This window comes from Devosia yakushimensis, assembly GCF_030159855.1.
GTDB classification, from domain to species: Bacteria; Pseudomonadota; Alphaproteobacteria; order Rhizobiales; family Devosiaceae; genus Devosia; species Devosia yakushimensis.
On the sequence record NZ_BSNG01000001.1, the window covers coordinates 405,012 to 431,855 of the forward strand.

General features: G+C 62.7%; 25 protein-coding genes. 15 read left to right on the forward strand and 10 right to left on the reverse strand.

The window, feature by feature from the left end; translation table 11 throughout:
- Positions 1-48 precede the first annotated feature (48 nt).
- The 7 genes from QQL79_RS01865 to QQL79_RS01895 form a co-directional block, all read right to left on the reverse strand.
- Positions 49-1,461, reverse strand: coding sequence for an alpha,alpha-trehalose-phosphate synthase (UDP-forming) (locus tag QQL79_RS01865; RefSeq protein ID WP_284387365.1), 1,413 nt, complete (start codon positions 1,459-1,461; stop codon positions 49-51).
- A gap of 216 nt (positions 1,462-1,677) precedes the next feature.
- Positions 1,678-2,454, reverse strand: coding sequence for a trehalose-phosphatase (gene otsB / locus QQL79_RS01870; protein ID WP_284387367.1), 777 nt, complete (start codon positions 2,452-2,454; stop codon positions 1,678-1,680).
- Positions 2,455-2,542: 88 nt separating this feature from the next.
- A complete protein-coding gene (locus QQL79_RS01875) occupies positions 2,543-3,166 on the reverse strand; it encodes a nucleoside deaminase (protein ID WP_284387368.1) in 624 nt (207 codons plus the stop codon).
- 15 nt (positions 3,167-3,181) lie between these two features.
- The gene (locus QQL79_RS01880; protein WP_284387369.1) at positions 3,182-3,943 is read right to left on the reverse strand and encodes an META domain-containing protein; all 762 of its coding nucleotides are present in this window, start codon (positions 3,941-3,943) and stop codon (positions 3,182-3,184) included.
- A 75-nt stretch (positions 3,944-4,018) separates the two neighbouring features.
- Positions 4,019-4,519, reverse strand: coding sequence for an ureidoglycolate lyase (locus tag QQL79_RS01885; RefSeq protein WP_284387371.1), 501 nt, complete (start codon positions 4,517-4,519; stop codon positions 4,019-4,021).
- Complete coding sequence (locus tag QQL79_RS01890) at positions 4,519-5,346, reverse strand: bifunctional allantoicase/(S)-ureidoglycine aminohydrolase (protein WP_284387372.1); 828 nt, start codon at positions 5,344-5,346, stop codon at positions 4,519-4,521. Before QQL79_RS01890 ends, QQL79_RS01885 begins: the two co-directional genes overlap by 1 nt.
- Positions 5,347-5,403: 57 nt before the next feature.
- Positions 5,404-5,739 carry an ArsR/SmtB family transcription factor gene (locus QQL79_RS01895; protein ID WP_284387374.1) on the reverse strand — a complete coding sequence of 112 codons (336 nt, stop codon included), beginning with the start codon at positions 5,737-5,739 and terminating at the stop codon, positions 5,404-5,406.
- Between the two features lie 52 nt (positions 5,740-5,791).
- Here QQL79_RS01895 and QQL79_RS01900 point away from each other — a divergent pair, with 52 nt between their 5' ends.
- From QQL79_RS01900 to QQL79_RS01915, 4 genes are read left to right on the forward strand one after another with little or no spacing between them, the layout of a single operon-like run.
- Positions 5,792-6,244 carry an SRPBCC family protein gene (locus QQL79_RS01900; RefSeq protein ID WP_284387375.1) on the forward strand — a complete coding sequence of 151 codons (453 nt, stop codon included), beginning with the start codon at positions 5,792-5,794 and terminating at the stop codon, positions 6,242-6,244.
- Positions 6,241-6,603: a VOC family protein gene (locus QQL79_RS01905; RefSeq protein ID WP_284387376.1), complete on the forward strand. Its 363-nt coding sequence runs from the start codon at positions 6,241-6,243 to the stop codon at positions 6,601-6,603. The genes QQL79_RS01900 and QQL79_RS01905 overlap by 4 nt, the downstream gene beginning before the upstream one ends.
- A 27-nt stretch (positions 6,604-6,630) precedes the next feature.
- The gene (locus QQL79_RS01910) at positions 6,631-7,080 is read left to right on the forward strand and encodes an SRPBCC family protein (protein WP_284387378.1); all 450 of its coding nucleotides are present in this window, start codon (positions 6,631-6,633) and stop codon (positions 7,078-7,080) included.
- A gap of 60 nt (positions 7,081-7,140) precedes the next feature.
- Positions 7,141-7,287 (forward strand): hypothetical protein, encoded by a 147-nt coding sequence (locus QQL79_RS01915; protein WP_284387379.1) that lies wholly within the window; start codon positions 7,141-7,143, stop codon positions 7,285-7,287.
- Positions 7,288-7,294: 7 nt separating this feature from the next.
- Here QQL79_RS01915 and puuE read toward each other — a convergent pair whose 3' ends face one another.
- Positions 7,295-8,710 carry an allantoinase PuuE gene (gene puuE / locus QQL79_RS01920; RefSeq protein ID WP_284387381.1) on the reverse strand — a complete coding sequence of 472 codons (1,416 nt, stop codon included), beginning with the start codon at positions 8,708-8,710 and terminating at the stop codon, positions 7,295-7,297.
- Between the two features lie 119 nt (positions 8,711-8,829).
- The gene (locus QQL79_RS01925; RefSeq protein ID WP_284387383.1) at positions 8,830-9,819 is read right to left on the reverse strand and encodes a LysR family transcriptional regulator; all 990 of its coding nucleotides are present in this window, start codon (positions 9,817-9,819) and stop codon (positions 8,830-8,832) included.
- 108 nt (positions 9,820-9,927) lie between these two features.
- On the opposite strand from QQL79_RS01925, the gene uraH reads away from it, so the two are divergent.
- From uraH to QQL79_RS01980, 11 genes are all read left to right on the forward strand, one after another.
- Positions 9,928-10,284 (forward strand): hydroxyisourate hydrolase, encoded by a 357-nt coding sequence (uraH, locus tag QQL79_RS01930; protein WP_284387385.1) that lies wholly within the window; start codon positions 9,928-9,930, stop codon positions 10,282-10,284.
- Positions 10,285-10,287: 3 nt separating this feature from the next.
- Positions 10,288-11,745, forward strand: a complete 1,458-nt coding sequence (gene xdhA / locus QQL79_RS01935; protein ID WP_284387386.1) for a xanthine dehydrogenase small subunit — start codon at positions 10,288-10,290, stop codon at positions 11,743-11,745.
- Positions 11,745-14,072 carry a xanthine dehydrogenase molybdopterin binding subunit gene (gene xdhB / locus QQL79_RS01940; RefSeq protein WP_284387388.1) on the forward strand — a complete coding sequence of 776 codons (2,328 nt, stop codon included), beginning with the start codon at positions 11,745-11,747 and terminating at the stop codon, positions 14,070-14,072. Before xdhA ends, xdhB begins: the two co-directional genes overlap by 1 nt.
- Positions 14,073-14,361: 289 nt before the next feature.
- The gene (gene xdhC / locus QQL79_RS01945; RefSeq protein WP_284387390.1) at positions 14,362-15,222 is read left to right on the forward strand and encodes a xanthine dehydrogenase accessory protein XdhC; all 861 of its coding nucleotides are present in this window, start codon (positions 14,362-14,364) and stop codon (positions 15,220-15,222) included.
- Positions 15,212-16,756, forward strand: coding sequence for an ABC transporter ATP-binding protein (locus QQL79_RS01950; RefSeq protein ID WP_284387392.1), 1,545 nt, complete (start codon positions 15,212-15,214; stop codon positions 16,754-16,756). The genes xdhC and QQL79_RS01950 overlap by 11 nt, the downstream gene beginning before the upstream one ends.
- On the forward strand, positions 16,740-17,822 hold the full coding sequence (locus QQL79_RS01955; protein WP_284387394.1) for an ABC transporter permease: 1,083 nt from the start codon (positions 16,740-16,742) through the stop codon (positions 17,820-17,822). Before QQL79_RS01950 ends, QQL79_RS01955 begins: the two co-directional genes overlap by 17 nt.
- A 1-nt stretch (position 17,823) precedes the next feature.
- Positions 17,824-18,747 (forward strand): ABC transporter permease, encoded by a 924-nt coding sequence (locus QQL79_RS01960; RefSeq protein ID WP_284387396.1) that lies wholly within the window; start codon positions 17,824-17,826, stop codon positions 18,745-18,747.
- Between the two features lie 55 nt (positions 18,748-18,802).
- A complete protein-coding gene (locus QQL79_RS01965) occupies positions 18,803-19,891 on the forward strand; it encodes a BMP family ABC transporter substrate-binding protein (protein ID WP_284387398.1) in 1,089 nt (362 codons plus the stop codon).
- A gap of 235 nt (positions 19,892-20,126) precedes the next feature.
- Positions 20,127-21,353 carry a urate hydroxylase PuuD gene (locus tag QQL79_RS01970; RefSeq protein ID WP_284387402.1) on the forward strand — a complete coding sequence of 409 codons (1,227 nt, stop codon included), beginning with the start codon at positions 20,127-20,129 and terminating at the stop codon, positions 21,351-21,353.
- Positions 21,350-22,651 (forward strand): guanine deaminase, encoded by a 1,302-nt coding sequence (gene guaD, locus QQL79_RS01975; protein WP_284387405.1) that lies wholly within the window; start codon positions 21,350-21,352, stop codon positions 22,649-22,651. Before QQL79_RS01970 ends, guaD begins: the two co-directional genes overlap by 4 nt.
- A gap of 228 nt (positions 22,652-22,879) precedes the next feature.
- Complete coding sequence (locus QQL79_RS01980; RefSeq protein WP_284387407.1) at positions 22,880-25,045, forward strand: malate synthase G; 2,166 nt, start codon at positions 22,880-22,882, stop codon at positions 25,043-25,045.
- A 17-nt stretch (positions 25,046-25,062) separates the two neighbouring features.
- Here the strand turns inward: QQL79_RS01980 and nadN are convergent, their stop codons facing one another.
- Positions 25,063-26,820 (reverse strand): NAD nucleotidase, encoded by a 1,758-nt coding sequence (nadN, locus tag QQL79_RS01985; RefSeq protein ID WP_284387408.1) that lies wholly within the window; start codon positions 26,818-26,820, stop codon positions 25,063-25,065.
- Positions 26,821-26,844: the final 24 nt, after the last annotated feature.

A 26,844-nucleotide genomic window follows, 5' to 3' on the forward strand; every position in this document is an offset into this window, starting at 1 on the left:
GAAGAAGGGCGTTACAAGGCAGAAAGGCGCATGACCATTTGGTAGGGATCACGCCACCGATGCCAGATAGAGGATATCACGCGTGCCGCTGCCGGCGGTAGTGGCGGGCGCCAGGCGTTCGAGGAAACGCGCGGCCCAGGCGTCGACATTGTGTTCGCGGGCGGCGTGCATCAGCCTGGTCCAACGGTCGATGCGCTCGTCGAGCGGCATGTCGAGGGCGATGCGCAGGGCTTCGGCGGTTTCGTCGGTGTCGAAGGGATTGACCTCGATGGCGCCATCGAAGATCTCGGCGGCGCCGGCAAAGCGCGAAAGCACCAGCACGCCGGGGTCGGCCGGGTTTTGCGAGCCGACATATTCGTGGGCGACGAGGTTCATGCCGTCGCGCAGCGGGGTGACCAAAGCCACCTTGGCCAGCCGGTAAAGCCCGGCAAGACTGGGCTGGCCATAGGCGCGTTTGACATAGGTCAGGGGCTGCCAATCGGGTTCGGCAAAGCGGCCCATGACGCGGCCGCACATGGCGTCGAGCGCGTCGCTGGTTTCCTGATATTCCTTGATGGTGTCGCGCGAGGGCGGCGCCACCTGCAGCATATGCACCTGGCGGCGGAAGCGGCTGTTATTGGCGAGGAGCTTTTCATAAGCCTCGACGCGCTGCGGCAGGCCCTTGGAATAATCGAGCCGGTCGACCCCCAGGATCAGCTTTTGCTCGCGCAGCACCCGTTCCATGCGCTTGACCATCTTGGTCGCCGCGGGGCTGACCGAGAGGCGGGCGAAAGCATCCGGGTCCGAGCCGATGGGGAAGGAATCCACTTCGGTGCGGCTGAAATCCACCGATTTGAGTGGATTGCCCGACAGCGATGACGGCGATTGGTGATCGGCGAATTCGGTGAAGGCGGCGACGTCGCGCTTGGCCTGCATGCCGACGAGATCATAGCGCGAGAGATCGCGCATGAGGTCATTGTGGTGGGGGATGGCGTAGAGTGCGTCGGAGGTGGGGAAGGGGATGTGCAGATAAAAGCCGATGCGGTTGCGGGCGCCCAGATTGCGCAATTCGCTGGCCAGCGGCATCAGGTGATAATCATGCACCCAGATCACGTCATCTGGCTTGAGCAGGGGCAGCAGCGCGCGGGCGAACTGCACATTGACGCGGCGATAGCCCTCATACCAATGGGCCTCGATGGTGGCAAGGTCGAGCCGCAGGTGGAAGCTGGGCCAGAGGATGGAATTGGAAAAGCCGGCATAATAATCGTGGTGATCGTCGCGGGTCAGATCGATCTGGGCGACCGACAGGCCGTCAATGTCCTCGAACCGTGCCTCGCGGTCGGGTTGGTCGACCAATCGGCCCGACCAGCCGAACCAGAAGCCTTCGCGCTCCGCCAGCGTCTTGCGCAAGGCAATAGCCAATCCGCCCGCGGCGGGGCCTTTTCCCGGCGTGCGATTGGAAACGACGATTAATCGGCTCATGGTTTTTGCCCCTGATGTTTGACTCACACTATTGGCCACCCGCCGGCCAGAACTGCCGGCTCTGGCCCTCCCTCCCCCTTGAGGGGAGGGAGGGCCGGGGTGGGGGGCCTTCAGTGGTCAAAACGACGACCCCCTCCCTCAATCCCTCCCCTCAAGGGGGAGGGAGGCGACGAACCGATGCATCCACGGTAAGCCGACGCCAGTGGTGCAGGATCCCTAATGCGTCTGCTCATATTCCCGGTCGCGGGCGACGATGTCGCCCAGGCCTTGCAGCAGGGCGTGGACCGAGGCAACGTTGGCGATGCGCATGCGCGCTGATGTTTCGCCTTCGCCCAGCTTGATGCCGACCCCGCCCAGTTCCTGGGCGGCGATGAAGCCGTCTTCGTCAGTGGTGTCGTCGCCGATGAAAATGGGGGTGCGGCCCAGGAACGGTTCTTCCTGCATGAAGGCGCGGAGGGCGGTGCCCTTGCTCATGCTGCGCGGGCGCGCCTCGATGACCATCTTGCCGGCAACCAGGGTGAAGTCGGTGACGCTATTGACCGCCTCCTCCATGGCATGGCGGCAAACATCCTCGAGCTCGGGCGCTTGGCGGAAATGCAGCGCCACGGCGCCTTCCTTGGCTTCCATGACCAGTTCGGGATGGGCGACCACCAGGGGCTCGATGGCATGGGCGATTTCCTCGGCGGCAAGGACCGCGGCAGGATCGACCGTTTCAACAAAGCCATCGGCGCGGCGGCGCTGGGTGCCATGGGCGCCGGCGACCGGCAGGGTCAGCGGTGCCAGATATTTGTCGATATCCTCGATCTCGCGACCGGTCAGCACGGCGAAGGCGCTGTTGAGTTCGCGCGCGGTGCGTTCGAGCTGATGGGCCAGCGAAACGGGAACGTCGATGGCGTCCGGCGTGTCGGCCAGTTCGACCAGGGTGCCGTCAAAATCAGTAAAGATCGCCAGACGCGGAACGGCGCGCGGCGCTGCATGGTCGATCTGGGACATAGCGTGCCTCGGGATGGAACAATTCTGAAACACCAACGCATGGTGCGTGAATTGGTTCGCCGGGGCATGGCTGGTATGTGGGAGCTGGCTAGGCCAGTGGGATACCCTTCTTGCCCTTGTCCTTCTGATAGGCCGAGGACAGATCCGTATAGATCGCGCCGATATCGTCCAGCCGGGCCAGAAGGGTTTCGCGGTGGCCGCGGTCGAGGGCGGCGATCATGCGGGTGAGGTTGTGGCTGGTCCAATATTGATTGGTGGCGTTGTAGAGCGGGCGGTCGGGCGAGACAGTGCCGGTCTCGGGATCGGGGGTGGCGTAGACTGCCTTAAGGATCTGGATGTCGTAGGGAATGGCGAAGCTGTCGCGGCTGTCTTCGTGGCTGAACAGGAAATAGAAATTGTCAAAGCCGGACCAGGTAATGCCGGACAGGCATAGCGAGCAGGGTTCGTGCGTGGCGAGGAACAGGCAATCGCTGGTGTCGGGGCGCTGCTCGGCGGGCAGTTCGAAGAAGCGCTTGATGGCGTGCATTTCGCCATGCCAGAGCGGGTTTTCGATCTCGTTATTCGTCTCGGCCACCACGACGGAGAGATCGGATTTGCGCAGGATGGCCGCTCCGAAGAGCTTGTTGCCGCGCGCGACCCCGCGCTGGGTCACAGGAACAATATCCCGTTCGATGACGTCGAACAGGCGATCGATCAAGGCGGCATTATCCATCGAGTATCCTTAAGTCTATGGCGCGGCGTGCAATTCCAGCAGGCTGGTTCCGGCGTGGTCGGTGAGGTGGAGGATGGCGCCATCGATGCGGTAGGCCCTTGTGGCGGCGAGCGCGGCAAAGAGCGCTGCTTCCTGGGTCATGACGTCGGGAGCGCAGGCCATGCGGGTGCCGGCGACCGGGCCGAAGGTCAACCCGTCATTGGCAAAGGCGGCTTCGGCGAAATAGCTGTTGCAGCCGCCATGGCCGCCGGCGCGGCCTTCGGGCGCGATGGAGAGGGTGGGGACGGCCGTTGGTAGTACCGGCGTGCCGCCAATGCTGTCCACGGCCCATTCGGTTTCAAAAATGGCGGGCATGATATCGAGCGTGGCGACCGGCTCGGCGGGAACCGGGAGAGGATGGACGATGATGGTGACCGGCGCGATGGCTTCGATATCCACAGGAACCGGGGCGGCATCGCGGAAGACCACGATATTGCCGGAGAGGATTTCGGCGGAAAGGCCATACTGGCCTGATGCAGAGACGACATTGGAGCGGACATCGAAAGCGAAGGCCAGGGGGACCTGGCCCGGGGTCGAGATCAGGGCCGTGGCGCCTGCCACAGGCTTGGCTTCGCCGTCGGTGCCCAGAGTCACGAGCGTTACCCGCAGCTGGGCATTTGGGGGCAGGGCGATGCGCTGACGATAGGTGACGTCACCGGAAAAGGTCAGATCCTCGGCGGCGGCAGCGGCGCCCGGGCCGACCATGAGCAGCAGCAAAGTCAGCACGATCTTGAACATTTTTGTTCTCCTCTCAAGCGCGCGTGATCTGAGGTAACGCCTTGGCGGCATTATGGATGCTCGCCCGGAACGGTTTCAATCGGCATGCCGCACGATGAATGGCGTGGGGTAAAGATATTCCTCCAGATTGTTGCCATCCCCGCCGCGGTCGACCACGAGGAACTCGCTTTCCCGCTCCAGCGGCGTCAGCACGCCATGCCAGGTATTGATCGCGATATTGACCCCTTGCCCCGGCCCGGTGAGGAAGGCGCGCGGCTGGCCGGGCGTGCCGTCGAGATCTGGAGCGACGATCACCAGGAACGGGCGCTCCGACAGCGGGTAGAAGGCCTGGCTGCCCAGGGGGTGCCGCTCGACCAGCTTGAGGGTGAGCGGGATATCATAGGGCTGGCCACGGAAGATCGAGATCAGCGGGCGAGGATTGGCGCCGCCCAGCTCCACCCGGGCCAGATCGTGGAAGCGCTCGGTCATGCCGGCATTGATGGGATAGTGGTGGGCGCCCCGCGTCTCGATCACCTGGCCGAAGGGCGCGAAGGCCTCGGCGGTCAGCGGCTCGATGAAGATGGCGGGGCCACTCATCAGCGCAGGCCCAGCTTCATGTGGCGGTTGACATCCTTATAGAGCAGGTAGCGAAAGCGCCCGGGGCCGCCAGCATAACAGGCCTGGGGGCAGAAGGCGCGCAGCCACATGTAATCGCCCGCCTCGACCTCGACCCAGTCGCGGTTGAGCCGGTAGACCGCCTTGCCCTCGAGCACATAGAGGCCATGTTCCATGACATGGGTTTCCTCGAACGGGATGGAGGCGCCGGGTTCGAGGGTGACGATATTGACATGCATGTCGTGGCGCAGGTCGGTGGGCTCGACGAAGCGAGTGGTGCCCCAGCGGTCGTCGGTGCCGGGCATCCAGCGGATGGGAGTATCCTGCTCATTGGCGACGAAGGCGGTGGGCAGGTCGATGCCTTCGACCAGTTCGTAGCGCTTGCGTATCCAGTGGAAATGGACCGGAGCGGCGGATTTGTTATGGAGGGTCCAGACGCAGCCCGGCGGCAGGAAGGCATAGCCGCCCGCGGCCAGAATATGATTTGCACCATCCATGGTGAGGCTGGCTTCTCCCTTGACGACGAACAATACGCCCTCGGCTTCGGTGTCAGGTTCAGGCCGCTCGCTGCCGCCGCCGGGTGCCACTTCCATAATGTAGTGCGAGAAGGTTTCAGAGAAGCCGGAGAGAGGACGGGCGATGACCCAGGCCTGGGTAGCGGTCCAATGGGGCAGATAGCTGGTGACGATATCGCGCATTACCCCGCGCGGGATGACCGCATAGGCCTCGGTGAAGACGGCGCGGCCGGTATGGAGGGCGGTCTGTGCCGGCAGGCCGGCGATCGGGGTGGCGTAGGGGGACGTGGTCAATTGGTTTCCTGGCGGCAAAGCGGCATGGGCTGACTGGACAGCGCGGCGCCCGCTTCGTCAAGAGTGCTCGGGCGCTTCCACCTGGCGCTTGAGCTTGCTCAGCATGGCAGCGGCATAGGCCGCATAGGGGCCAATCCAGCGCTCGTGAATGGCGTGGACGGGCAGGGCGTCGAGATGGTTCCAGCGCTCGCGGCCACGGCGTTCGGCAACGACCAGGCCGGCTTCTTCGAGGACCTTCAGATGCTGCATGACGGTGCAGCGGTCCAGCTCGGGCAGCAGGTCGCACAGCATGCCGGTGGTGCGCGGCTCGGCCTTCAACAGATCGAGCATATGCCGGCGCGCCCGGTGTCCCAGGGCCTTGAAGATGGCATCGTTTTCGTCTTCGATTGACATGTTATATTTTTATAACATATGGTGATGTCAGTCAAGCGTGAGGAGAGACAAGATGGCCTATGATTTCAGGGTGAGCGGCCGGATCGCCAAGCCGGTCCATGAGGTCTTTGAGGCGGTGGCCGACCCCAAGCAGCTATCGGGCTATTTCACCACGGGCGGCGCCGAGGGGCGGCTGGAGACGGGCGCAACCGTGACCTGGGACTTCGCCGATTTCCCCGGCGCGTTCCCCGTGCGGGTCGAGCGGGTGCAGAAGGACAAGGAAATCGTGCTGCACTGGCAGGCCGCCGATGATGGCGGGCCGGCCTATGACACCACGGTCACCATGAGTTTTGCCGGGCTGGACGACGGCCGGACGCTGGTGACCATCGAGGAAAAGGGCTGGCGCGATGGCGCGGCGGGCCTCAAGGCGGCGCTGGGCAATTGCGAAGGCTGGACCGGCATGCTTTGCGCGCTCAAGGTCTATATCGAGCACGGCATCAACCTGCGCGAGGGCTTCTACAAATGAGCCCGCAGATCGGTGGCGGCATCAATATCGCCATGAAGGTGCCGACCCATTCTTACGACGCCACGGTGGCGTTCTACCGGGATACGCTCAAGCTGCAGCGGGTGCCGGAGAAGCCGGATGTCATGGGCTTTGTCTATGGGCCCAACCGGCTGTGGATCGACCATGTGCCGCAATTGTCGCAAGCGGAAGTGTGGCTCGAGCTGTTCACGCCGGACTTTCCCGGCGCCGCCGATGCGCTGGAAGGGGCGGGCGTGGTTCGCAATGATGGCATCGAGCCGCTTGGCGAGGGGTTCCAGGGCGGCTGGTTCTTCAACCCCGCGGGTATCGTCCATCTGGTGCGCACGCCCGACGCCTGGTAGCGGCATGCTTTGCGAGGGGTTTTACAAATGACTGACAAGGTCAGTGCGATTGCGCGGCATGATTTCGGCAGCCTCACACCAGAACAGGTCTATTCCGCCTGGCTCGATGCCGCCACATTGGGCGTGTGGATGGCGCGCCATCTCAAGGAGAGCATGCCTGGTGAACAGGTGACGCGGATCGAGACCGACCCCGTTCCGGGCGGGCGCTTCGACTTCGCCGATACGCGGGAAGACTCGGACGTCTGGGGCTATTATCGCGTGCTGGAAAGGCCGCGCCGGATCGTCTTTACCTGGTTCGTGACGCCGGAAGAGGAAGCAGAGGACAATTCGCTCGTCACCATCGAGATTGCCCCCAAGGACAGGGGATGCGCGGTGACGATCAGCCACGAGATGAGCGCCGAATGGGCCGACTATATCGAGCCCACGGCCAAGGCGTGGACGTCCATGCTCAAGGCGATCGACCTGGCCTTGGTCTGAGCGGCATTAGCGGCTGGTTAGGGTTACCAATTGTTCAACTTTCCGGCCTATTCTGGACCTATGCGTAACCTGCTCCTCAATATCGGCAGCATCGAACACCACTGGGTGCAGCACAATCTGCCCTGGCTGGCCATGCTCGCCATACTCTTCGGGCTGGAGCGCGACGGCACGCCGATGGGCGAGAAGCCCACAGAGCTGGACGGCTAGCTTGGCGCTACGGCAGGATCGCCCCTAGCCGCAGCAGCGCAATGCGTTCCACCTGGGCGCAGGCCGTTTTGAACTCTTCGGCGGCATTGTTGTTGATGCGTGTTTCGAAAGCGGCAAGGATCAAGGCCTTGGTATTGTCCTTGACCGCGATGATGAACGGAAAGCCGAATTTTTCGACATAGGCGGTGTTGAGCGTCGTGAATTTCTCGCGCTCTGCATCGGTCAGGGCATCGAGCCCGGCGGAGGCCTGTTCCTCGGTCGAGGCGGCGGTCAAGCGCTTGGCGGCCGCGAGCTTCCCGGCCAGATCGGGATGGGCGCGCAAGACGGCGAGGCGTTCCTCGTCACTGGCCAGCCGGAACTGGGTGCGCAATGCGAAATGGAGGCCGACGGCCGTGTTATTGGCGGGCGCCAATTCGCCCTCCCAAGCGCGCTCGGCGATCCAGGAAGAATGCTCGAAAATCGAGCCGAATTTTTCCACAAACTCTGTCTTGGGCAGTTGCGAGGGGATGAATTCGGGGGCCTGGTAGGGGTGTTCCTTGGCCCAGTGGCGGGCAATATCGAGCCGCGTCGGCACCCAGACCTTGTCGAAGCCCTTGATGTAATCGACGAATTTCTTGAGCCCCTGGAAGCGGCCGGGCTGGCCGACCAGGCGGCAATGCAGCCCAATCGACATCATCTTGGGTGAACCGGCCTGGCCTTCGGCATAGAGGCAATCAAAGCTGTCCTTGAGGAACTGGAAATATTCCTCGCCATTGTCAAAGCCGCTGGCGGTGACGAAGCGCATGTCATTGGCACTGAGCGTATAGGGAATGATGAGCTGCGGCCGGCCTTGATGCACGCGCCAATAGGGAAGGTCATCGTCATAGGTGTCCGAAATATAGGCGAAGCCGCCGGCTTCGGAGACCAGATCGACTGTGTTGAGCGAGCAGCGGCCGGTATACCAACCGGTGGGGCGGGTGCCGGTGGCGATGGTGTGCAGGCGGATCGCCTCGGCGATCTGCTGGCGCTCCTGCTCGGGCGTCATGTCCTTGTGCTCGACCCATTTATAGCCGTGGCTGGCGATCTCCCAGCCGGCGTCCTGCATGGCGGCGAGCTGGGCGGGAGCCCGCATCAAGGCGGTGGCGACGCCATAGATGGTGACGGGCAGGGCGGCCTCGGTGAACAGGCGATGCAGCCGCCAGAAACCGGCCCGCGCGCCATATTCGTACATGGATTCAACGTTCCAGTGGCGCTTTTCAGGCCAGGGCGCGGCGCCCACCACATCGACCAGGAAGGCTTCGGAAGCAGCGTCGCCATGCAGGATATTGTTCTCCCCGCCCTCTTCGTAATTGAGCACGAATTGCACCGCGACATGGGCGCCGCCCGGCCAATTGGCATGGGGCGGGGTGGGGCCGTAGCCGTTGAGGTCGCGGGGGTAACGCATTGGACTGTCTCGTGGAAAGGTCGGAAGACAAGGTAAGCAGAAGCGGGGGTGCTGCGCTAGTCCACCCCGATGTGTCATTCCCGCGTAAGCGGAACCTTTGTTTCTGCCAACAATGAGATCTACTGCGCCACCGCCCCCGGCAGGGATACCCCCTCGAAATACCCCTTGGCGTGTTCGAAAAAGATCGCCGGGGCCAGATGCAGGGCGCTGCTGCCGCGGACCATGATGCCGAAGCGATTGGTGGGCAGGCCGCTATCTTCCAGCGGGCGAAAGACCAGGGTGCCGCGTTCGATCTCGTTCTGGGCGCCGATGGGGGTCATGATCGAGGCATAATGACCACCCAGCGCCAGCTCGACCATGAGGCGGATCGAATCCACCTCGACCATGGGCGGCAGGATGGAGGCCGAGCTGCGCAGGAAGGGCTCGATCACCTCGCGGATGGAGATTTCCGGCTTGGCCACGGCCAGCGGGTGTTCGATGCATTGACGCATGGTGAGATGTTTGCTGGTGGCCAGCGGATGGTCCGGGGCCATCACTGCGCCGATCCGTACATCGCGGCGGAAGGCGATATCGATCTGGCGGGGCGGCTTGGCGATGAAGCCCAGCCCGATATCGACGCGCTCGTCGAGCAGGCGTTCGATGACGCCGGAGGATGAGGTGACCGAGACATCCAGATTAAGCCGGGGATAGCGGCGGCCAAAATCGGTGATGAGGCGGGGCAGGAAGGACAGGCCAATGCTTTCGGCCGCGGCGATGCGGACCGAGCCGGACTTGATGCCGCGCAGCATTTCGATTTCCGATACGGCCGCCTCGATAGGCGCGGCGAGGCGCCGGGAATGGCGGAAGAGGATTTCCCCGGCGGGTGAGAGGCGCAGCCGCCGTTTTTCGCGGATGAAGAGGGCAATGCCCAGGGCGTCTTCGAGCTGGGCCACCTGCCGCGTGATGGCCGAGGAGGCGATATCGAGCCGCCGCGCTGCCTCGCGGATCGATAAATGGGTGGCGACCGCGTTGAAGTAGATCAGCGAGGGCTGGTGGAACACGCGCGCCAAAAGGCCCGTGGAAAGGGCATGTTCGCGGGGGCGGTCCTGTGGCTTTGGTCTGGAATCCATGGTTCTACCATGTTGCCGATTTGGCAGCATAATGCTCCCAAATTGAGAGTATCAAGAACAAATCCACGCGCGCTATGGTTTGTGTGGGGACGACGCAAGGAGCAGCTTATGGCGGGTGAAGCACGCCTGACGACGCATGTATTGGACACAATGCATGGCAAGCCGGCCAAGGGGATGCGGCTTGAGCTGCTTTATGTGCATGGCGATCACACGCACCACATTGCCGATAGCTATACCAATGCTGACGGTAGGGTCGATCAGCCGCTGCTCGACACTGATCAATTCCAGCATGGCGAATTCGAAATTCATTTTCATGTCGGGCAGTATTTCGAGCGGCTGGGGGTGGAGCTGGAGGCGCAATTCCTCGACGTGGTGCCGATCCGCTTCACGATTTCCGAGGACAAGCATTATCACGTGCCGCTGCTGGTGAGCCCGTTCGCCTATTCGACCTATCGGGGGAGCTGAGAGATGGTCCAGGTCGGCAACGCCATCCGTTTCATCCTCAATGACGAGGAAATCGCGCTGACCGATGTGGCGGCCGATACGACGCTGCTCGATTTTCTGCGGCTGGAAAAGCGGCTGCGCGGCAGTAAGGAAGGCTGTGCCGAGGGCGATTGCGGGGCCTGTACGGTGCTGGTCGGGCGGCTGCATGGCGATGAGATGATCTATGACTCGGTCACCGCCTGCATTCGTTTCGTGGGCAGCCTGCACGGCACCCATGTGGTGACGGTCGAGCATTTGCGGGCCAAGGATGGTACGCTGCATCCCGTGCAGCAGGCCATGGTCGATCAACATGGCAGCCAGTGCGGTTTCTGCACGCCGGGGTTCGTAATGAGCCTTTATGGGCTGTGGATGCGCGATCCCAATCCGAGCCAGGGGGCGATTGAAAAGGCATTGCAGGGCAATCTCTGCCGTTGCACCGGCTATGCCCCGATCATCCGCGCCGCCAAGGCGATTTCCTCTTATGGCGCGCCGGAAGCCGATCCGCTACGGGCCGAGCGCATTGCGCTCAAGGGTAAGATCAAGGCGATCCATGACGGGCGTCGGGTCGAGATTGCCGACCAGATCATCGTGCCGGCCAGCCTTGATGATTTTGCTGCTGTTTACGAGGCCAATCCGGGCGCGACCATTGTTGCCGGCTCCACCGATGTGGGCCTGTGGGTCACCAAATTCATGCGCCGCATTGGCCCGGTGATTTTCATCGGCCATCTGCAAGAGCTGAAAGGCATCGCCGAAAACGACAGCGAATTGCGGCTCTATGCTGGGGTCAGCTATTCGGAAGCGCTGCCGTCCATTGCGGCCAATTTCCCGCAATTGGGGGAATTGTGGGATCGTATCGCGGGCGAGCAGATCCGCAATATGGGGACCATTGGCGGCAATATTGCCAATGGTTCGCCCATTGGCGACACGCCGCCGCCGTTGATTGCGCTGGGGGCCAAGCTGCATTTGCGCCGGGGCGAGCATCGCCGCGAGATCAAGCTTGAGGATTATTTCCTCGCCTATGGCAAGCAGGACCGCCAGCCGGGCGAGTTCGTAGAGAGCGTCACCATTCCCTATCTGCCGGCGGGCGAGCATTTCGCCACCTACAAGATTTCCAAGCGCCGCGAGGAGGACATTTCCGCGCTGTGCGGCGCCTTCCGCGTGTTCGTCAATGATGCCGGCGTGGTCGGCATGGTCCGCATCGCCTTTGGCGGCATGGCGGCAACGCCCAAGCGCGCCAAAGCGGTGGAGGCCGCCTTGGTCGGCAAGCCATGGAATCTTGAGACGATTGAAGCGGCCATCACGGCTTTCGCTGAGGATTATCAGCCGATTTCCGATATGCGCGCATCGGCGGAATATCGCCTGCTGGCGGCGCAAAATCTGCTGCGCCGGTTTTTCCTTGAGACGACCGGGCAGGGGCAGAGATTGCGGCGGGAGGTGGCGTGATGAACAAGCACCCCACCATCTCCCGCTCGACGCTCCACGAAGCCACCCGCCATGATAGCGGGCCCAAGCATGTCTCCGGCTCGGCCGAATATATCGACGACATGATCGAGCCGGCTGGCACGATGCATGCCTATCTCGCGCTTTCAACCAAGCCGCATGCCGACATCGTTGGTATCGATTATGCCGCGGTCAAAGCCGCGCCCGGCGTTATCGGCGTGCTCACCGCCGCGGATATTCCCGGCGAGAATGATGTCAGCCCCAGCCACAAGCATGACGAGCCGATCTTTGCCATTGGCAAAGTGCATTTCTGGGGCCAGCCGCTGTTTGCCGTGATCGCGGAAACCCGCGACCAGGCCCGCCGCGCGGCCCATCTCGCTAAGGTTGAATACTGCGACCTGCCATTCGCTCTCGATGTCCGGGCCGCGCAGGCGGCGGGCGGGCAGCTGGTCACCGAGCCGCTCAAGCTGGAGCGGGGCGATGTGGCGGGCGGGTTGGAAAATTCGCCGCGCCGGGTCAAGGGCAGCATTGCCATTGGCGGGCAGGATCACTTCTATCTCGAAGGCCAGATCGCCATGGCGGTGCCGGGCGAGGATGAGGACGTGACCGTCTTTTCCTCCACCCAGCATCCCAGCGAAGTGCAGCTGATGGTGGCCCATGTGCTCAATATTCAGCAGCATGCGGTGACGGTGAATGTCCGCCGCATGGGTGGCGGCTTTGGGGGCAAGGAAACCCAGGGCAACCTCTTTGCGGCGGTCGCGGCCATTGCGGCCAAGAAGTGGAACCGCGCCTGCAAAATTCGGCCCGACCGCGACGACGACATGACCGCCACCGGCAAGCGGCACGATTTCGTGGTCGACTACGATGTCGGCTATGACGAGACGGGAAAAATCCAGGCGGTGGATGCCGTCTATGGCGCCCGCGCCGGGTTTTCCTCGGACCTTTCCGGCCCCGTCACCGACCGGGCCTTGTTTCATGCCGACAATGCCTATTGGTATCCCGCCGTGCGGGTGCGGTCCGAGCCGCTTTATACCAATACGGTGTCCAACACCGCCTTTCGCGGCTTCGGTGGCCCGCAGGGCATGATGGCGGCCGAGCGCTGGATCGAGGATATTGCCTATGATCTGGGCTGCGATCCGCTCGATATCCGCAAGGCCAATTTCTACGGCACCGACACCAATAATGTGACGCCCTACCACCAGGCGGTGGAGGACAATGTCATCCATCGCGTGGTGGAGGAACTGGAGCAATCCGCCGATTATCAGGCCCGCCGCAAGGCGATCCTGGCCTATAATGCGGGCAGCGCTGTTCTCAAAAAGGGCATTGCGCTGACCCCGGTCAAATTCGGTATTTCCTTCACCGCCACCTGGTACAATCAGGCCGGCGCGCTGGTGCATGTCTATAAGGATGGCTCGATCCATCTCAGCCATGGCGGCACCGAAATGGGGCAGGGGCTCTATATCAAGGTGGCGCAGGTTCTGGCCGATGCGTTCTGCGTCGGGCTCGATGCCATCAAGATTATGGCCACCTCGACCGGCAAAGTGCCCAATACATCGGCCACCGCCGCCTCCTCCGGTTCCGATCTCAACGGCATGGCGGCGTGGGATGCAGCGCGGCAGATCAAGGCGCGGCTCGTTACTCATGCGGCCAAGCTCTATCAATGCGATGAAGCGGCGGTGGAATGGGTTCCAGGTGGTATCCAGGCCGGCGAGCAATTCGTTGAATTTGGCGAGCTGATCGCCTCGGCCTATATGAACCGCGTGCAGCTTTCGGCTGCCGGCTTCTATCAGACGCCGAAAATCCACTGGGATCGGGCGACCGGGCGCGGGCATCCGTTCTATTATTTCGCCTATGGCGCTTCGGTGAGCGAGGTCACCGTGGATACGCTGACCGGCGAATATACCGTCGACCGCGTCGATATCCTCCACGATGTCGGCCGCTCGCTCAATCCGGCCATCGATATCGGCCAGGTCGAGGGTGGGTTTATCCAGGGCATGGGATGGCTCACCACCGAGGAACTGGTTTGGGACGACAAGGGGCAACTGCGCACCAAGGCGCCGTCGACCTACAAGATTCCGTTGGCGAGCGACGTGCCGCCGGTGTTCAACGTGCGGCTGGCCGAATGGTCGGTCAATAAGGAGCCCACTATTGGCCGCTCCAAGGCGGTGGGCGAACCGCCGCTGATGCTGGCGATGAGCGTGGTCGAGGCGCTGTCCATGGCGGTGGCGAGTGTGGCGGATTACCGGATCGCGCCGCGGCTGGATACGCCGGTGACGCCGGAACGGGTGTTGATGGGGTGTGAGCGGTTGAAGCGGGAGGCGCGGGGGTGACGGCTTTGCGCCAAGACCGCCGACCCCCACCCCCGACCCCTCCCCTCAAGGGGGAGGGGAGCACACACCCACTGAGTTCAGAGTTTTGCCCTCCCTCCCCCTTGAGGGGAGGGCCGGGGTGGGGGTCGTATGGCCCCGACATCGGAGTACCCCCTCCTAGCCTCCCCCTGATAGGGGGAGGGACCGCTCCGCTTTTGTGGCACGATGGTGGTCAATACACCGTGCCACCCCTCCCCCTATCAGGGGGAGGTTGGGAGGGGGTATCCCCTTCAAAAATTGCGAGGACAAGATGACCCGCTCCTCCGAACTCGCCGATTTCCTTGCCGCCCATCACACCATAATCGCTTGCGAACTCACCTCCGTGCGCGGCTCATCCCCGCGCGAGCAGGGCACATTCATGCTGGTTGCCATGGGCTCGATCTTTGGGACCATTGGTGGTGGGGCGCTGGAGTATATGGTCATCGAGCATGCGCGCCGCCTCATTGCCGAGGGCCGTGCCGAAGAGGTGATGGATGTGCCGCTTGGTCCCGAAATCGGCCAATGCTGCGGCGGCCGGGTCGGCGTCGACCTGCGCCATGCCGATGCCGCGGTGCGGGCGACGCTTGTCGAACGGATCGCCGCCGAAGAGGCCAAGGAGCCGCAGATCTACATTTTCGGCGCCGGCCATGTCGGGCGGGCTCTGGCGCAAATCCTGGCATTGTTGCCGGTGCGGTCCGAGGTGATCGATACGCGGCAGGAGGAGTTGAGTGCCCTGCCGCCCGGCGTATCCTGGCGGCGGGTTGCCATGCCCGAGGCAGTGGTGCGCTCAGCGCCGCCGGGCAGCAGCTATGTCGTGCTGACCCATGATCACGCGCTTGATTTCCTCATTGTCGCTGAAGCGCTCAAACGGGCCGATAGTCCCTATGTCGGCATGGTGGGGTCGCAGACCAAGCGGGCAAAGTTCTCCAGCTGGTTCCGGGGGGAAGGAGGCGATCCGGCATTGCTTGAACGGCTGATTTCTCCTATTGGCCGCCAAGGGCTTGGGGATAAGAGGCCAGCGATAATTGCGGCACTGGCGGCGGCGGAAATTATGGTCCACATTGGTCAGCGGGAAGCTGAGATTGTGCGTGGGCGGGGCGCCAGGAAACTGGGAGCCGTGAATGGACGCTAGTATGCCGTTTCGGCTCGAATTGACCGGTATCACCAAAAGCTTTCCCGGCGTGCGCGCCAATGACAATGTCAGCTTTGCGGTCAAGCCCGGCGAAATCCATGCGCTGCTGGGCGAAAATGGCGCGGGCAAATCCACCCTGGTCAAAATGATCTATGGCATCATGCAGCCCGATGCCGGCGAAATCGCCTGGAACGGGCAGCCCGTGGTGGTGGCCAATCCCAAGGCGGCCCGCAAGCTGGGCATTGGCATGGTGTTCCAGCATTTCTCGCTGTTCGAGGCGCTGACCGTGCTTGAGAACATTGCCTTGGGCATGGATGGCAAGATTCCGGCGCGTGAGCTGGAAGCGCGCATCCGGGAGGTGATGACCACGTATGGCCTCACCCTCGACCCGCACCGCACAGTGGCGACGCTTTCGGTGGGCGAGCGCCAGCGCATCGAGATCGTGCGGGCGCTGCTGCTCGACCCCAAATTGCTGATCATGGATGAGCCGACATCGGTGCTGACGCCGCAGGAGGTCGAGCAATTGTTCGACGTGCTGCGCAAGCTGGCGGCAGAGGGATGTTCCATCCTCTACATTTCCCACAAGCTGCATGAAATCAAAGCCTTGTGTGACACGGCGACGATTCTGCGCGGCGGCAAGCTGGTCGATACCTGCGATCCCAAGCAGGAAACGTCCCGCTCCATGGCCGAGAAAATGATCGGCGCGGGGCTCAAGGACATTGTGCGCCAGCCGGGCCGCACCATGGGCGCGCCCAAATTGGTGGTATCGCGGCTGACGACGAAGAAAGCGGGCCATTTCGACGTGCCGGTCGATGGCGTGAGCTTTACCGTGCGGGCCGGGGAAATCTTCGGCATTGCCGGGGTTGCGGGCAATGGGCAGAACGCGCTGCTCGACGCGCTCAGCGGCGAGATCATTGGCGATGACAAGGATGCCGTTACCATTGACGGCTATCCGCTCGGCTTGCTCGACACCACCGGCCGCCGCAAGCGTGGGCTATGTGCGGTGCCAGAGGAGCGCAATGGGCATGCGGCGATTGGCGATTTCTCCCTTAGCGACAATTCAGTGCTGACGGCGCGCGACCGGCTGGGCATGGTCGTGCTGGGGCTGATCAATTCGGGCGCTGCCAAGACCTATACCGGCAAGGTGATTGCCGACTTTGCCGTCAAGGCGCTGGGGCCGGGCTCCACGGCCGGCTCGCTCTCGGGCGGGAATCTGCAAAAATACATTATGGGCCGCGAAATCCTGCAAAAGCCCAGCGTGCTGGTGGTCAGCCAGCCGACCTGGGGCGTCGATGCGGGCGCCGCCGCCGCCATCCATCAGGCGCTGGTCGATCTGGCCGCGGCCGGGTCGGCCATTGTCGTTATCAGCCAGGATCTGGATGAGCTATTGGCGCTGAGCGATACGCTGGCGGTGATCAATCTGGGGCGGCTATCGCCCGCCCAGCCGGTCGGCGAAATGTCGGTGGAAGAAATTGGCCTGCTGATGGGCGGGGTGCATGGCGCGACGGAGGCAGAAGATGCAATTCCGGCTTGAAAAGCGCCCCGAGCCGAGCCGGCTCATGCTCTATGTCACGCCGGTCGCGGCCGTGCTGCTGACCATGATCATCGGCGCCATCATCTTCTCGCTGATCGGCTATGACGGGATCGGCGCGGTGCGCGAAATCTTCCTCACGCCGCTGACCAATGCCTATAAGTGGCAGGACCTGGGCGTCAAAGCCGCGCCGCTGATCATTATCGGGGTGGGCCTTTCGGTCGCCTACCGCGCCAATGTCTGGAATATCGGCGCGGAGGGGCAATACATTATTGGGGGCCTCGCCGGAACCTGGGTGGCGCTGGCCACCTATGGCATGACGGGGCCGTGGATTTTGCCGTTGATGATCCTGGCCGGCGTGGTGGGCGGGATGCTCTATGCCGCCATTCCGGCGCTGCTCAGAACGCGTCTCAACGTCAATGAAATCCTCACCTCCCTGATGCTGACCTATGCCTCGGTGCAGTTGATCTATTATCTGATCCGTGCGCCCTGGAAGGACCCGATGGGCATGGGCTTCCCGCAAACGCGGCTCTTCTCGGAGGCCGCGCGCCTGCCCACCATCATTCCCGGCACGATCGTGCATCTGGGCGTGCCGATAGCCATTCTCGTGGCTTTGGTGGCCTGGTTCATCATGACGCGTTCGGTGTTCGGCTATCAGATGCGAGCCGTTGGCGCCGCACCCCATGCCGCGCGCTATGGCGGGTTTTCGGAAAACAAGACGATCTGGCTGGCCATGCTGGTCAGCGGGGCATTGGCGGGGCTGGCGGGCGTGCTGGAAGTGGCCGGACCGTTCCAGCGCATGGTGCCGGGCTTCCCCACCAATTACGGCTTCACCGCCATTATCGTGGCCTTTCTCGGCCGGCTCAATCCGCTAGGGGTGATCCTGGCCGGTATCGTCATGGCCATTACCTTTGTTGGCGGCGAAGTGGCCCAGACCACCATTGGCCTGCCCAATGCCGCCACCGGCATTTTCCAGGCCATGGTGCTGTTCTTCCTGCTGGCGGGCGATATTCTGGTGCGCTACCGCCTCAAGCGGGTGGTCAACCAACCGGCGGCGGGGGCGGCCTAGCGTGGACATTTATATCGCCATCATCGTCACCCTGGTCGGCGCCGCCACTCCGATCCTGATTGCTGCCCTGGGCGAATTGGTCGTCGAAAAGAGCGGCGTGCTCAATCTGGGCGTCGAGGGCATGATGCTGGTCGGCGCCATTGCCGGCTTTGCCGGGCAATTCTATACCGGCAATCCCTATTTCGCGCTGCTGTGCGGCGCCTTTGCCGGGGCCGCATCGTCGCTGATCTTCGGGTTTTTGACGCTCAGCCTTTCGGCCAACCAGACCGCAACGGGCCTGGCGCTGACGATTTTCGGCACGGGATTTTCGGCGCTGGCCGGAGCGCCGTTTTCGGCGCGGCCCGTGCAGCTGATGCGGCCGCTGTTTCCAGCCGAACTCGCTACCCATCCGGTCTGGCGGGTGGTGTTCGGCTATTCCTTCCCGGTCTATTTCTCGTTCTTCATGGTCGTGGCCATCTGGTGGTTTCTGCACCGTACCCGCTCCGGGCTCACCCTGCGGGCGGTGGGCGAGAATGACGTGTCGGCCCATTCCATCGGCTATTCGGTGCAGGGTGTGCGCTATGCAGCGGTCCTGTTCGGCGGGGCCATGGCCGGTATTGCCGGGGCCTGTTTCCCCCTGCTGCTGACCCCGCAATGGGCTGAACGGATGACGGCGGGCCGCGGCTGGATCGCGGTGGCGCTGGTGGTGTTTGCCTCGTGGAAACCGTTCCGCCTGCTGGCGGGCGCTTATCTTTTCGGGCTGGTCATGACCATGGAGCTTTATGCCAAGGCGGGCGGCGGGCCGCTTTCGGCTATTCCCTCCGAGCTGTGGGCGGCTCTGCCCTATCTCGCGACGATCATCGTGCTGGTCCTGATCTCGATCCGGCGCGATGCGACCAGCAATGCACCGGCCTGCCTCGGCAAGCCGTTTCTGCCCAGCAATTGAGGCGGCGCCAATGACCGGCTCAATCGAATATCAAGACGTCAATCAGGAGAGAACCATGACCACCTTATCACGGCGCAATATTCTGAAGATCGGCGGCGCTGCCGCAGCCCTGCCGCTGCTCGGCTCCAAGGCCTTCGCCCAGACCGAGCCGCTCAAGATCGGCTTCATCTATGTCGGCACGATCAACGACAATGGCTATAATTATGCTCATAATCAGGGCCGCCTCTATGTCGAGGAGCATCTCGGGGACGCGGTCGAAACCACCTATGTCGAGAATGTGCCGGAAGGCCCGGACTGCGAACGCGTGCTGCGCGAACTGGCCCAGCAGGGCAACAAGCTGATCTTCGCCACCAGCTTCGGTTTTGGCGACTCGGTGATCAAGGTCGCTCCGCAGTTTCCCGACGTGAAGTTCGAGCATGCCACCGGCTACCAGAAGGCCGAGAATGTGGGCCTCTACAATGCCCGCTTCTATGAGGGTCGTGCGGTCTGCGGCACCATTGCCGGGCACCTCTCCAAGACCGGCAAGGCGGGCTATATCGGCTCCTTCCCGATCCCCGAAGTGGTGATGGGCATCAATGCGCTCGCCCTTTCCGGCCGCCGCATCAACCCGAACTTCACGGTCAAGCCGGTCTATATCTCGACCTGGAACGACCCGGCCAAGGAAGCCGACGCGGCCCGCGCCATGATTGACCAGGGCATCGACATCATTGCCCAGCATACCGATGGTCCGGCGGCGCTGCAGGTGGCGCAGGAACGCGGCATTATCGGCGGGTTCGGGCAGGGCGCCGACATGAGCGCCTTCGCGCCGGAGACCCAGCTCACCGCCATTATCGATCATTGGGGCCCGCATTATCTGGCGTCTGCCCAGGCGGTGATCGATGGCACCTGGGTGGCCGGCGACACCTGGGAAGGCCTCAAGGAAGACGTGGTCCAGATGGGCCCCTACAACGCGAAGGTGCCGGCCGATGTCGTCGCCGACGCGGAAAAGGTGCGCACTGGGCAGATCGATGGTTCGTTCCACATCTTCACCGGCCCGATCAAGGACAATACCGGCGCCGAACGCGTCGCTGCCGGGGTGACCATGACCGATGCCGAACTGCTCAGCATGGACTGGTATGTCGAAGGCGTTGAGCAGCCGGCTTAAATATTGCTGGTGCGCCGCCGGGGCTAGGGTGGTGGCCTTCTCCCCTTGAGGGAGAAGGTGCCCGAAGGGTCACCGAGTTCGCGTTTGCGAATTCGGTTGGGATGAGGGGTTCTGCGCTAGCCAGATGCCGCGAGGCGATGGGATAGCGCAGAACCCCTCACCCTGATCATTCCGCTGAACACGGAATGATCTGTCCCTCTCCCTCAAGGGGAGAGGGGTAGAAGGAGACGGGTCGATGGGCGATTTTGCAATTTTCTATGAATGGCTGATGTTTGCAGTCCGGTGGCTGCATGTCATCACCGCGATCGCCTGGATCGGCTCGTCGTTTTATTTCATCGCGCTCGATTTGGGCCTGCGCAAGACGCCGAGCCTGCCCCCGCTCGCCCATGGCGAGGAATGGCAGGTGCATGGCGGGGGGTTCTATCACGTCCAGAAATATCTGGTGGCGCCCGAATTCCTGCCTGAGCACCTGACCTGGTTCAAATGGGAAAGCTATTGGACCTGGTTTTCCGGCTTCATGCTGCTGGTGCTGGTCTATTATGTCGGCGCCGATATCTATCTCATCGACCGCACAGTGCTCGACCTGCCGCAATGGGGTGGGATAGCCCTGTCGCTGGCCTCGATCGTATTGGGCTGGGTGCTCTACGATAGCCTGTGCAAATCCCCCATCGGGCAATCGACCACCGGGCTGATGCTGGTGCTGTTCGCCATTCTGGTCGCGATGAGCTGGGGCTATACCCAGATCTTCACCGGCCGCGCGGCCATGCTGCATATGGGCGCCTTCACCGCGACCATCATGGCGGCCAATGTGGCCATGATCATCATCCCCAATCAGAAAATCGTGGTGGCCGATCTCAAGGCCGGCCGGGTGCCCGATGCCAAATATGGCAAGATCGCCAAGCAGCGGAGCCTGCACAACAACTACCTGACGCTGCCCGTCATTTTCTTCATGCTCTCGTCCCACTATCCGCTGGCCTTTGCCACGCAGTGGAACTGGATCATCGCTTCGCTGATCTTCCTAGTCGGGGTGGTTATCCGGCACTATTTCAACACGCGCCATGCCCGCAAGGGCAATCCGCACTGGACCTGGGCGGTGGCCGTGGTGCTGTTCCTGATCATTGCGTGGCTCTCCACCGCGCCCAAGCTGCCGGGCTCGGCGGGAGAGGAGGTGGCGTCTCGGGCGGCCGAACCCTTTCTCGCAGCAGGCCATTTCGCTGAGGCCAGCCTGACCGTGCAGACCCGCTGCGCCATGTGCCACACCGCCGAACCCGCCTGGCCGGGCATTTATGAAGCACCCAAAAATGTCATTCTCGACAATGATATTGCGGTGGCCAATCACGCTAGGGATATCGCCATCCAGGCCGGCTATTCGCACGCCATGCCGCCCGGCAATGCCACCGAAATGACCCTGGGCGAACGGGCCTTGCTGGTCGAGTGGTTCCGCGAAGGCTCGGGCCAATGAACCGGACCATTCTGCGCGGCCGGGTGCTGAGCTTTGTCAGCGAGCCGCAGGGCATTGATGACACGGCGAGCTATCGCTATTTCGCCGATGGCATGGTGGTCATTGCCGATGGCAAAGTGGCGAGCGTTGGCGATTACGATGCCGGTGTGGCGGGCGATGCCGAGATCATCGACCATCGGCCCCATCTGATCCTGCCCGGCTTTATCGATCTGCATCTGCATTATGTGCAAAGCCAGATGATCGCCTCCTATGCCGGCTCGCTGCTCGAATGGCTCAATACTTACACCTTTGTGGAAGAGCAGAAATTCAGCCAGCAGGGCCATGCCGGCGCTGTTGCGGCGGCCTTTTATGACGAGCTGATCCGCAATGGCACGACGACGGCCGTGGCCTATTGCTCGAGCCATCCGCGCTCGGTCGATGCCTATTTTGCCGAGGCCGAAAAGCGCAATATGCTGATGGTGGGCGGCAAGGTGATGATGGATCGCAATGCGCCCGAAGCGCTGTGCGACACCGCCCAATCGGGCTATGACGATACCAGGCTTTTGATCGAGCGCTGGCATGGGCGGGGCCGGGGGCTTTATGCCATCTCGCCGCGCTTTGTCATTACCTCGACCCCGGCGCAGCTGGAGGCGTCGCGGGCGCTCGTGGTCGAGCATCCCGAGTGCTATGTGCAGACCCATCTGAGCGAAAACGCCGCTGAAATCAGCTTCTCGATGGAGCTTTATCCGGATTCCCCCGACTATACCGGCATTTACGAGGATTATGGCCTGCTCGGCCCCAAGACCCTGTTGGGTCACTCCATCCATCTCAATCACCGCGAAACGCAGGTGCTGGCCGAGACGCAATCGGTGGCAGTGTTCTGCCCGACATCGAACCTGTTCCTGGGAAGTGGCTTGTTCGACCGCGACCGATTGGCCAAGGCCGGGGTGCGGATCGGCATTGCCACCGACATTGGCGGCGGCACCAATTACGGCATGCTGGCGACGCTGGACGAAGGCTACAAGGTGCTGCAATTGCGCGGCCAGCGGCTGACCCCGCTCAATTCCTTCTATATGGCGACCTTGGGCAATGCCCGGGCGCTCTCGCTCGAAGGCACAATCGGGTCCATCGCGCCGGGCAATGCCGCCGATCTGGTCGTGCTTGATGCCAGCGCCACGCCCGCCATGCGGCTGCGCATGGAGACGGTCACCAGTCTGGTCGAAGAGCTCTTCCTGCTCCAGACCCTGGGCGATGATCGCTCCATTGCTGAGGTCTATGTCGCTGGCGCACAGGCCAAGTCAACTTTAGGCGGGTTGTGAGGATGGATACCTTCGCCTAGGTTGCCCTGGGTTTTGGCCACTGCGCCAGAAGCGAACACGATGCGCACCTCCCCCTTGACGGGGGAGGGTGGGAGGGGTGCATGAGCCCCGATATTGGGTCAATGGCCCCCTCCCCAACTCAAGCTTTTTCGCTAGCAGCGAAAAAGCAGGCCCCGCAAGGGGAGGGTGCTGCATCGAACATGACGAGCCATTTGAGGAAGAGAATTTATGAGCCACTATCTGACGAAATCGACCCTTTCAGTTCACCCTCTGCTGGTCGATTTTGTTGAGAAAGAAGCGCTCCCGGGCCTCTCCGTTTCGGCCGATCAATTCTGGTCTGGCTTTGCCGCGCTGGTGGCCGAACATGGCCCCACCAATGCCGCTCTGCTCGCCAAGCGCGAGGATTTGCAGGGCCGGATCGATGATTGGCATCGCCGCTATGGCCCGGTCGCTAACAATCCCCAGGGCTACGAATTCTTCCTCAAGGATATCGGCTATGTGGTGCCCGAGCCGACTGATTTCAGCATTGAAACCACGGGCCTCGACCCCGAAATCACCACGCTTTGCGGCCCGCAGCTGGTGGTTCCGGTCAGCAATGCGCGTTATGCGCTCAACGCCGCCAATGCGCGCTGGGGCAGCCTTTACGACGCGCTGTACGGCACCGACGTTATCGAGCGCAGCGGCGATCTCGCGCCGGGCAAGGCCTACAATGCGGCGCGCGGCGCAGCCGTGGTCGATCGGGCCGCGAGTTTCCTCGACGAGGCTTTCCCGCTTGAAAGCGGCAGCCATCGCGACGCCACTGGCTATCATGTGATCAAGGAAGATGGCGTCCGCCGCTTCGTCGTCGATACCGCTTCGGGCCGCACCGCCCTCAAGGACCCTACCGCTTTTGTTGGTTATGGCGGCAGTGAGGCCAAGGGCGAGCTGGTGCTGCGCCACCATGGCCTGCATGCCATTCTGGTGATCGAGCCGGGCAGCGTCATCGGCGGAGCGCATAAAGCCGGCCTCAGCGACATCATTGTCGAAGCTGCGCTCACCACGATTCAGGATTGCGAAGACTCGGTTGCCGCCGTCGATGCCGAAGACAAGGTCGGGGTCTATCGCAATTGGCTGGGCCTGATGAATGGCAGTCTGCAGGACACATTCGAAAAGGGCGGACGCCAGATCACCCGCAAGCTCAATGCCGACCGCAGCTACAAGGACGTCAACGGCGCTCCGCTGGTGCTCAAGGGCCGGTCGCTGCTGCTGGTGCGCAATGTCGGCCACCTGATGACGACTGATGCCGTGTTGTTCGATGGCAAGCCGATTGGCGAAGGACTGATGGATGCCGCGCTGACCGTGTTGTGCGCCATGCATGACACGCTCAACAGCGCCACTGGTGCGATCTATATCGTCAAGCCGAAGATGCATGGCCCCGAAGAGGTGGCCTTTGCCTGCGCGATTTTTGCCTCGGTGGAAAAGCTGCTGGGCCTGGCCCCGCTCACCATCAAGATCGGCATTATGGACGAGGAGCGCCGCACTTCGGCTAATCTGAAAGCCGCGATCCATGCCGCCCGCGAGCGGGTGTTCTTCATCAATACCGGTTTCCTCGACCGCACCGGCGACGAGATCCATACCTCGATGGAAGCCGGCCCGGTGCTGCGCAAGGACGAGATCAAGTCCGAGCGCTGGATTGCCTCCTATGAGGATCGCAATGTGCTGATCGGGCTGGCCTGTGGCCTCAGCGGCAAGGCGCAGATCGGCAAGGGCATGTGGGCGCGGCCCGACGATATGGCGGCGATGATGGCGGCCAAATCGGGCCATCCCAATGCCGGCGCCAATACCGCCTGGGTGCCCTCGCCGACGGCGGCGACGCTGCATGCGCTGCATTATCACCAGATCGACGTGTTCGAGGCGCAGCAGCGCCGCCACAACCAGCCCGTGCCGCCGCTAGCGGAGCTGTTCTCCATGCCGATCCAGGTGCCTTATTCGCTGAGCCGGGAAGAAATCACCCGCGAGCTGGAGAACAATGCGCAGGGCATTCTGGGCTATGTGGTGCGCTGGGTGCAGCAGGGTGTGGGCTGTTCCAAAGTACCCGACATCAACAATGTCGGCCTGATGGAAGACCGCGCCACCTGCCGGATTTCCTCGCAGGCGGTGGCCAATTGGCTGCGCCATGGCCTGGTTTCCAAAGACGAAGTCACCTCAGTCTTCGAGCGCATGGCCGGCGTGGTCGATCAGCAGAATGAAGGCGATCCGCTCTATCGTCCCATGGCCGAAAATTTCCAATCCGTCGCCTTCCAGGCCGCGCTCGATCTGGCGCTGCATGGCGCTGACCAGCCCTCGGGCTATACCGAGCCGCTGCTGCATGCGGCACGGCGGAAGGTCAAGGCGCGGGAAGCGGAGCGGGGCTAGGCCGCTCCGCCGGCTGCCTATTCGGTTACTGACTTGAGGCTGTAGTCGTCGCTGTTAAGCGGCGGCAGGGCGCCGTCCTGCAGATGCTCGCGGAAATACTCGACGAGTGGGACTGCATAGGCCACAGAGCTGTCCTCATGTGCCGCGGGGTCGGTGGCGATCACTGTGGCGAAGGTGTCGTAGCCATCCTTGCCCAGGGCGGTGAAGGAATTGGTGACGACGCGATAGCTGGCCGCCATGTCGATCGGCGCCCATTGGCCGCTCTGGCGATCCTTGACCTCGACGGCGAGGATGCGACTGCCCTTGGCGGCGCCCAGATTGGCGTCGAAGCGCAGGTGGGAGGCATAGGGGAAGGCGCCGGTCGAGCCGGAATTGAGCGCGTAATCGGCGGCATCCTCAAGCGCGGCCACGACCTGTGCCCCGGTCATGGTGAGCGTTGCCACGGTGTTGGAAAAGGGCAGCATGGTATAGGCGTCGGCCACGGTGAAGGTGCCGCTGAGGAACTCGGTGCGCACGCCGCCGGCATTCTGAATGGCGATATCGGCATGCGGCAGGTAGGCCAGGAAGCTGTCGGCGACGACATGGGCGGCATAGCTGCCGGTGGGGGCCGCGCCGGGCGCGAAGGCGGTGGGGATGCGCTCGAAGGGCATGGTCTGGGCCACGGTGCCGAGATCCTGGGCGCGGAAGCTTTCGAGCTCCTTGCTATAGGGCACCAGGATTTCGGCTACTTGCGGGTCGGGCTGCTGCAGCACCAGGGTTTGCGCGTTTTCGATCGCGGTCAGCAGCGCGGTTTCGCCGGCAGCGTCCAGATCGGCGAATTTTTCGTCGGCGCCGAGCACCTGGAATGGCCGGTCGACCGGCAGCAGGATATTGCCGCTGGCGGCGGTGACCTTGCCGGCGTCATCGAAGGTGACGTTCATCACGCCCAGGCCATGGGCCATTTCCCAAGCCTGGGCGATATAGACGGGCGTGCCTTCGGGTGAGTCCACGACTGTCGGATATTCGCCTGAGACCGGCAGGCCCATTTCGGCGAGTTCGCCCGTCGAATCGAGCAGGTTGTGGGTGTCGCCGCCAATGATGATGTCGATGCCCGATACCTCGCCGGCCAGGGCGATATCGCCTTCATAGCCGAGATGGCTGAGGACGACGATCTTGTCGATGCCTTGGCCTTCCAGCTCGGCGATGGTGCGCCGGACCGTCTCGGTTTCCTCGGAAAACTGGACGGCGTCGGTGACCATGGACGAATTGACTGTTTTTTCGACCTTGAGCACGCCAAGGACGGCGACCTTTTCGCCTTCGATTTCCTTGACGATGTAAGGCCTGATGTCGAGCCCATGCAGCGGGCTTGCTTCGGTGGGGTGGATATTGGCGCCGAGGACGGGGAATTCGGCCATTTTGATCAGGCCGGCCAGCACGTCCTCGCCTTCGTCGAATTCGTGATTGCCGATCTGGTAGGCGTCGATGCCCAGGGCGTTGAAGAGCTTGAAGTCCGGCTCGCCACGGAACAGGCTGAAATAGAGCGTGCCGTTCAGCTCGCCGCTATTGAGCACCAGGCTATTGTCGGTGCGCAGGCCCTCGATCAGGCCGGCCAGGCGCGAGAAGCCGCCCATTTCTACGCGATAGGTGGTGCCGGCCAGGGTGATGTCCTGGCTGGCGCCGTCGAGGTGGGAGTGATGGTCATTGGTGTGCAGGATTTGCAGTTCCAGCCCATGCGCAAGGCTGGGTGCGGCGGCACTGGCCAGCAGTATGGCGGCGATGATCCTGACGGCTCCCATGGCGGCGCTCCTTTGGCATCCGAG